This is a genomic window from Stieleria bergensis (genome assembly GCA_007745635.1).
GTDB classification, from domain to species: Bacteria; Planctomycetota; Planctomycetia; order Pirellulales; family Pirellulaceae; genus Stieleria; species Stieleria bergensis.
Map to the genome: position 1 here is coordinate 3,588,751 of CP036272.1, position 6,728 is coordinate 3,595,478.

Annotated in this window: 8 protein-coding genes and 1 pseudogene; 5 read left to right on the forward strand and 4 right to left on the reverse strand. The window is 53.1% G+C overall.

Annotation, left to right across the window (positions count from 1 at the left end):
* Window positions 1-439: 439 nt before the first annotated feature.
* The 4 genes from SV7mr_RS12455 to SV7mr_RS12470 form a co-directional block, all read right to left on the reverse strand.
* On the reverse strand, window positions 440-943 hold the full coding sequence (locus SV7mr_RS12455) for a hypothetical protein (RefSeq protein ID WP_145272456.1): 504 nt from the start codon (window positions 941-943) through the stop codon (window positions 440-442).
* Between the two features lie 619 nt (window positions 944-1,562).
* The gene (locus tag SV7mr_RS12460; protein WP_419187317.1) at window positions 1,563-1,946 is read right to left on the reverse strand and encodes a DUF2306 domain-containing protein; all 384 of its coding nucleotides are present in this window, start codon (window positions 1,944-1,946) and stop codon (window positions 1,563-1,565) included.
* A 154-nt stretch (window positions 1,947-2,100) separates the two neighbouring features.
* Window positions 2,101-2,442, reverse strand: coding sequence for a hypothetical protein (locus SV7mr_RS12465; RefSeq protein WP_145272458.1), 342 nt, complete (start codon window positions 2,440-2,442; stop codon window positions 2,101-2,103).
* A 274-nt stretch (window positions 2,443-2,716) separates the two neighbouring features.
* Window positions 2,717-3,400 (reverse strand): sulfotransferase family 2 domain-containing protein, encoded by a 684-nt coding sequence (locus SV7mr_RS12470; protein ID WP_419187318.1) that lies wholly within the window; start codon window positions 3,398-3,400, stop codon window positions 2,717-2,719.
* Window positions 3,401-3,733: 333 nt separating this feature from the next.
* On the opposite strand from SV7mr_RS12470, the gene SV7mr_RS12475 reads away from it, so the two are divergent.
* From SV7mr_RS12475 to SV7mr_RS12490, 5 genes and pseudogenes are all read left to right on the forward strand, one after another.
* The gene (locus SV7mr_RS12475) at window positions 3,734-4,078 is read left to right on the forward strand and encodes a hypothetical protein (protein ID WP_145272461.1); all 345 of its coding nucleotides are present in this window, start codon (window positions 3,734-3,736) and stop codon (window positions 4,076-4,078) included.
* Window positions 4,079-4,102: 24 nt separating this feature from the next.
* Window positions 4,103-4,435, forward strand: a complete 333-nt coding sequence (locus tag SV7mr_RS25345; protein WP_419187319.1) for a transposase — start codon at window positions 4,103-4,105, stop codon at window positions 4,433-4,435.
* Window positions 4,436-4,637: 202 nt separating this feature from the next.
* Window positions 4,638-4,938, forward strand: a pseudogene (locus SV7mr_RS25895) (integrase core domain-containing protein); the annotation flags it as partial.
* A gap of 251 nt (window positions 4,939-5,189) precedes the next feature.
* The gene (locus SV7mr_RS25350) at window positions 5,190-5,642 is read left to right on the forward strand and encodes a hypothetical protein (RefSeq protein ID WP_419187320.1); all 453 of its coding nucleotides are present in this window, start codon (window positions 5,190-5,192) and stop codon (window positions 5,640-5,642) included.
* Between the two features lie 42 nt (window positions 5,643-5,684).
* Window positions 5,685-6,176, forward strand: a complete 492-nt coding sequence (locus tag SV7mr_RS12490; protein WP_145272465.1) for a hypothetical protein — start codon at window positions 5,685-5,687, stop codon at window positions 6,174-6,176.
* Window positions 6,177-6,728: the final 552 nt, after the last annotated feature.

Consider the following 6,728-nt stretch of genomic DNA (forward strand, 5'->3'; position numbering starts at 1 on the left):
CCGCGTCCTATTTCAGCAATCGCCTGTCAACTAATGGAGCCTGTATCGCAGGCTACCCATTGGAGTTTCCACACAATTTTCAATCTTTCCCGAAAAACAATTTGAGCTTGAACAACGGTTACACAGCAACCTCCTGGTTTCGGGCACCCCAAAAGTCAGCGCCAGCCCGTTACAGCGTCCTGCGAACAACGCCTGCAAACAGAGGACGCATCCGCGCCGACGAATATCCGCGTTATCCGGGCTCGAACCGACGGCATGGTTGCAGGACCGGGTGACTTTATGACCTTCACGTGCAACGCATTGCAAATGCGCCGATCGTGCGTCTAACCCAAATTCATCCAGTGAATCCCAAAGCCCCGTGACGGCAACCGCATGTCGCACATCGGCGAAGTCAGAACCATAATGACCTAAAGCAATCAGAGAACGTAGTCGCGCGCTGTCATCGCTTTGCGTTATTCGGATCAGGTTGCAAGGCCCAATCCACGATCTGCTCGGGTGTAGGAGCATAATTACCCATCAGTGGACCGACACTGAATGAATTCGTTGGCGCACCGTAGTCGGGAGGAAAGAAAAGAAGAGTTGAGGCGTGTCGCCGAGGAACGTTAGCATCGAGGATTCCCATGTACGCTTCATATTCAGCGTATCCGCTCACCGACATGGCACGACGAACAACCTCGATCAATTCCTCACGCGTAACGTCTGCTGCCGGCACCGTTTGCTGGACGCGCAATACTCGGCGTGCCCAATCAATGTACTCTTCGCCGTCGTAGATCCCCTGGAAGTGCTCAAATGGGATCGACGTGCCCGCAAGATCGTTGAACTCAGCCAGCCATTCACCGCATTCTCCGGGCCGCGCACCGTCGATCTTCGCAGCAAGTACCGCTAGACGTGCTGCGAGATCCTGGTCGATAATCGGCGGCTGAAGTTCGAGACGAAGGTCCACGTACCAAATTCTCCATACAGAACGTCCCCGCGCACCGAGCCGCTGTGAACGATGTTTGTTTCGAATCCCGCACGGCCCGCGGTTCCCTGTGCAACGGATTGTGATGCACCAGCCTGATCCCAAGTGATTGTACTGGAATCACCAACCGCCAAGTCAAACATTGACTCACAGCGCAATAAAAGCGACGGATGACCAGCACTGGAATCTGCGTCAGTCATTCCAGACGACAGTGTCCCAGTTCAAGAGCATTGCGTCAACCTGCGGCGTCCGATCAGCGGACTCCTAATTCCGTGCCTTCGAAACCTCAGCAGCACGCAGTGCCATTGTCGGTAAATAGAGCGCCGAGACACGGCGCATGACGTCGGCGCACACCCAACCCACGCGAACCAACCACCATCAAACCTGATTTAGAACACGGGCACACGACTGGTTGACCCTCCGTCCGTGCAAGACCGCTCCACGTCCGGCACCACTGTGCTCTTCGTTTCCTCTGCGGTTCGTTCCATCTGAACGGCCAATGAAAACGCGAACTCCTGTAAGCTCAATCAAGTGATCACCAGAGAGACCATCAGCAGTTTTAACAACAGATGGGACATCCCCCAGCGCTCAACGCTGGAGATTATCCCAGAATGAGACCGTGAAGATAACGTCCCGGCATCAGGGTGAATCCCCCCGCGATCACTATCGCACCACAATACAGCATGATCATACCAATTTGGTGTTCACGCACATCACCTCTCCGAATCGCGAAGAAGGAAGTAGGAACGGTATAGATGGTCAGGAAGCTAAACAGGTGAATAAAGCCAAAGTGGTTAAAAAGCCGAGGCCCAACCATCGCAGGCATGATCAATGTCAAGCTCGCAGTAATTAGCATCAAAACCATATAGACCGCCCCCAACCGCCGGTGCACCCGCGTTCCTTTATGCATTGCGAACAACAACGCGCCCAACACAACACACGGCAGGACCGTTGCCAGGTGGAGATACATCAACTCTCGGTACATGCTTCAATACGCCTCGATGGAAAAATCGTTCACGAATCCGTATCGGCCGCCTCTGAAACGCATAACGAAATGCGATCTATCCGGGCACGGGGTGTGCCGGGATAGATCGTGCGTTGAAGTTTGTCGCTTTCGTGTTGCGACGTCGAAGGACTGATTAGAACGAGTCGGCCAGATAATTGCCAGTCGATTCTGGTTGCCAGTCGAGACCTGGAAGAAAAAGTTGTGTGACCGCTGCTGTGATCGGCGGTGCGGTTTCCTTTGCACTTTCAGGCGGCCTTAAGACCTCCGCGACGTACCAGTCGTAAAAACCCGCACCCATCGCTTCATCCCATTGCTGTTTTTCATGCCTTGCTTGACTCTCGCACCACCACCATGAGCTACACTGCGAATCCAAGCCCAATACCTTGGACCAACTCGGCTTGGGAGACAAAGCACTGAGTGTCAACGATTCACTGCCACCGTCTAGCAAGGGTGCGTCCCTATTGGGGAAGGACATGAACCAAGCCCTTGAGCCTCGGCTTCGCGAGGTCAAAGGCTAATTTGTTATGCGACCAAACCGGAGACGGCCGACATACAGCACGGCGAGACTGGAGGGTTCGGGAACAGCACTGACTGCCCCATTTGCGATCAACTTGTCGAAGATGGTCTGGCGGCTCTGGCGCTTGGGACGCTCTAGAAACAGCGTTCAGTCTGGGCTGGCAGCAGTCGCGGATTGGGCTCCCATTTCAACCCAGAGCTGTTTCCCCAGAAGGAAACGATTACTCGCCGATTCAGAATTGATAGCCCGCGATTTCAATCAGGCGACGAGAGTGCTTGGCGACGATCTCTTCAGTCTGTTGGTCGTAGTAATCCTGGTAGCAGCTCCGCTGGGAAGCGTTGTCATGCACTGACAAAGATAGCGGTTGCCCGATGGCTTTGCCGAGAGCTTTGAGGTCGCTCTTCAACGATTCGAACTTGAGAATGTGGTTGACCATTACCTTGCCCTGACCATTGCAGAACCATGCCGTTTGACATTGGAAATAGTCTTTCGGATGTTGGTCTGTATCGGATTCGTCTTGGTGCTGGTGCTCAACATAAATCTTTTGTACCCAATCGCAGAACGTCAGCTCCATCGCAGCACGGCAGGCGTTCTGAGGGTGAAGCAGCTTGCCCTGGTAGCGATCCTGGTACAGCGGTTTTCGCAGATGTTCGTAGAAGGAAACCACTTGATCCCAGGGGTTCCGAACCACGGTGAATTTCGTAAACAGTGGCAACGTCCATCTACCCGCAGCCGCTGCAATCTCAGGCATCGTTGAGTGCTTGAGGACAGGGAAGCGATTGCAAAGCCTTCTCATCGGAAAGTATCGCTTGCCACTGCGATTCTCTTCTATGGTCCGCAACTGATTCGAAATGCTCTCGCCCGCTGTTTTGGGAACGTGGACAAAGATCACGCGAAGAGAAGGGAAAACAGACATGGATCGTTCTCTGCAGAAACCAAAAGACAGCGACACCGTTTGATGGACCATCCGTTTACAAGCTTGTTCGGCGGATGCTTTGTCGACCTGCAACGAATGTCTTTAATCGCCCTTGTCGAATTCCGTTTTCGTTGCTGTCTGAATCGCTATTTCGGATTCTGCAGCACGAGCAGCTGATGGAATGTCCGCTAGCAGTCACGCCAGGCCTCACGATTCGCTCGGCAGGTTAGTGGTCGCGAAAGCGCGTTCTTTACACTGCGTGATTAACGCCGCGTGAACGGCTGGGGTTGATAGCTAGTTTGGTGCTCTCTCCCATCAGGAAAAGGATTATCAATGAAGCTTCATCGCTTGATTCCCGGCTGGAATCAGAGTCGCCAGGCGATCCGTTTTGCGCGGTTAGCCAGCGAATACCATCGTTTTCGATCCTCCTGTGATCCCGAGCAAAAGCCTGGTGTGAACTGGGGTGACCGCTATCCCTGCTCGGACGATCGAACTCAAATGACCGGCTTTGATCGGCATTCCATTTATCACACCGCTTGGGCCAGTAGAGTTCTATCGCAGCAACGGCCGGCTGAGCAGGTGGACATCGGGTCCAGTCTGTACTCTGTTACTGGGCTTTCTGCGTTTCTGCCCGCCCTCTGTGCCAACAGACGTGAGACACTTTTCATGTTGTTTTAAGAGTTGAGGGCATTGAGTATCCCGATGGCCGACACGCCTGGAAAAAAGTCTGAAAAAGATCCTGAAGTCATTGAGAAAGCGGCTCGTCGTCGCTTCACCGCCGAGTACAAACAGAGGATTGCTCGTGAAGCAGAACAGTGCTCACAGCCTGGCGAGATCGGAGCTTTGCTTCGACGCGAGGGCCTCTATTCGTCCATGCTCGCACGATGGCGTCGCCAACTACACCAGGAAACCATGACATCGCCCAGTCAACGCCGCCCAGTAAACGCCGCCCGAAACGATCGTCCAACCAAGAGCTTGAAAAGCTCAAACGCGACAATGAACGGCTCAAGGAAAAACTCCGCCAGGCGGAGTTGATCATTGACGCCCAAAAAAAGTCTCGGAGATGATCCAGACACGGTCACACGAGAAGGACGTCTGAATGCCGCTAGAACGCTTAGCAAGGAAATCGGTGTCGTGGCGGCCTGTCGCGCGATGAACGTTTCGCGAGCGACGTTTTATCGACGCCGTGAAATAAAGACGCAAACGAAGCCGCAACCCACACCTGCTCGGTCGCTTTCGACAAAGGAACGCAAGGCGTTGCTTGATCATCCACAGCGACCGAGGTCCTTCGATGACGTCGCACAGCGTCGCTCAATGACTGAGTTCGCTCGGAGTCACAAAAAGCCACAGTCGCCCGCACGTCTCCAACGATCACCCGTATTCTGAAAGCCAATTCAAAACGATGAAGTATCGCCCAGATTTTCCGCAACGATTCGGCAGCTACGAAGATGCGTTGAGATTTTGTCGTCATTTTTCCCTGGTACAACAACGAACATTATCACAGTGGAATCGAAATGATGCCGCCAGCGATGCTGCATGATGGTCGAGCGGAAGGCGCTCCGCAGAGCGCGTTTCGAAACGCTTAAGCAAGCTTGGGAAAAGAATCCAACTCGGTTCGTTCATGGCGTGCCTACCCCGGACCATCTGCCAACGGCAGCTGGGATCAACTCGCCTCAAGAGAAGCGGAAAGAGAAACACGAAGCCCCCGCAGTCCACTGTTTGAAAACAGAACCTGCGGCGGCTTCAGAAGCAACGTCATTGATGCACCCTCGATCCGGTTATCCCTTGAATGGTGTGGTATTTCAACGACAAGGAGGCATCTCGCCTTTACGCTGCATTCTCCGGATACAAACAGATCAATCCAACAGAGTCAAGCTACACAATCTCCGACGAGGAACTTGGCGTTACTTATTCACCAAGCTTATCGGCTTACATTGCCGGTGACACCGAAATCTCCGATGAAGACGCTGCTGTCGTTGAGAACGCGGTCTACAGGTATCTTAATGCAGAGCATGGCGAAGCCAAGGAAATGTATCCTTCAGGAACCGTCCGCATCAACCCGCGAACACAACGGGCCGATATAAATGGGGTCGAATTGACCACCAAAGACTTGAAAGATTTGCTACTCACGGTGGGTGGTCGAGGAGTAATGCTCGACTTTGTTGGCTACGAAGGCAAAGCGCCGGATTGGCTGAAACGCGAGGTACTGGAACCAGCGGGCTACATCGGGAAACATCCCTAGGCCCTTACCCTGTGAACAGCGAAGACAACGATGAGCAGGAAGATGAATAAGACAAAGTTCAATTACGAAGGCGATCGACTCTTGATCTCAAACGCCATCGATGCCGCCTACGAGTTGGCGATCGAACGTCAGCACCCGTGTCGATTCCGACGCTGGAAAGCGGTCAACGATATGGTGATTTACACCATCAGGTCGCGAGTCATGGCAGAGATCCACATCCCGTTTGACGCCACCGAGGACTCCGAAGTAACCCTGCCCCGATTCAACGGCACTCCGCAAGTCACCTTGAGCTTGCGTTTCGTCATGAGTAAGAAGTATCGAAACGACGAAGTCCAAGCGTGGTGGAATACCGTTCAAACCAGTGTTTTCACTGTAGGCAATAAGGAGATGTGCTTCGATGGTAGCCAAATGGTTTACAACGAAACGTTTGTCGGGCATTCCCAACAGATCGCGACACGGGCTGAGGAGCTTTTCAGTGAACTGCTTGAATCGCTAGGCGAAGATCTTCATGTGGTCAAAGCTGGCAAAACCTAGCGATTTGTCCTTTCTCGCTTAGGGTTTGAGTACTTGCTCGAGTTGATAGCCCATATCGTTAGCGACCACTGCCAGTGCTACATGCCGAAAGCTCCAATCAGTGACTCACCAACACTGATAAGGCTTCACGAGAAAGCGAGCGTGTTGCGTTTCATCTGGGATCGCTTCTCGACAAATGGTGTCTCATCAACTTTTCCGCCTGTCACGCATTGGCTAGACTCGCACACAATCGTTTGCGAATCCTGCCATGGCGAAATCACGTCACCTATCGGCAATGTTTTTCTCGTTCTGCCACCACCAATAACGTCCGACCAGTGAGTACCAATGACAAGACCGTCGACCTCTGCTCCGCAAATTACCATCGCGTTACTTCGCCAACCTCGTATGGGCACGTCTGGTGATCGGCGGAGGGATCCCTTTTGGGAAGTTGGCAGTGTCTTGGTTCAACGGGAATTGGAATTTGCTAACCGGCGAGTAGTACAGGATGGCGGCTTCCTGCCGTGAAGATCAGGCATCCTGCCCGAAGGTTTTTCGCATTGTGGAAACATCGAA

Excerpts from the sequence above, each read along its gene's own strand:
- SV7mr_RS12465 (WP_145272458.1), bottom strand. The coding sequence starts at position 2,442 with ATGTCCTTCCCCAATAGGGACGCACCCTTGCTAGACGGTGGCAGTGAA.
- SV7mr_RS12460 (WP_419187317.1), bottom strand. The coding sequence starts at position 1,946 with ATGTACCGAGAGTTGATGTATCTCCACCTGGCAACGGTCCTGCCGTGT.
- SV7mr_RS25345 (WP_419187319.1), top strand. The coding sequence starts at position 4,103 with ATGGCCGACACGCCTGGAAAAAAGTCTGAAAAAGATCCTGAAGTCATT.
- SV7mr_RS12475 (WP_145272461.1), top strand. The coding sequence starts at position 3,734 with ATGAAGCTTCATCGCTTGATTCCCGGCTGGAATCAGAGTCGCCAGGCG.
- SV7mr_RS25350 (WP_419187320.1), top strand. The coding sequence starts at position 5,190 with ATGGTGTGGTATTTCAACGACAAGGAGGCATCTCGCCTTTACGCTGCA.
- SV7mr_RS12490 (WP_145272465.1), top strand. The coding sequence starts at position 5,685 with ATGAATAAGACAAAGTTCAATTACGAAGGCGATCGACTCTTGATCTCA.
- SV7mr_RS12470 (WP_419187318.1), bottom strand. The coding sequence starts at position 3,400 with ATGTCTGTTTTCCCTTCTCTTCGCGTGATCTTTGTCCACGTTCCCAAA.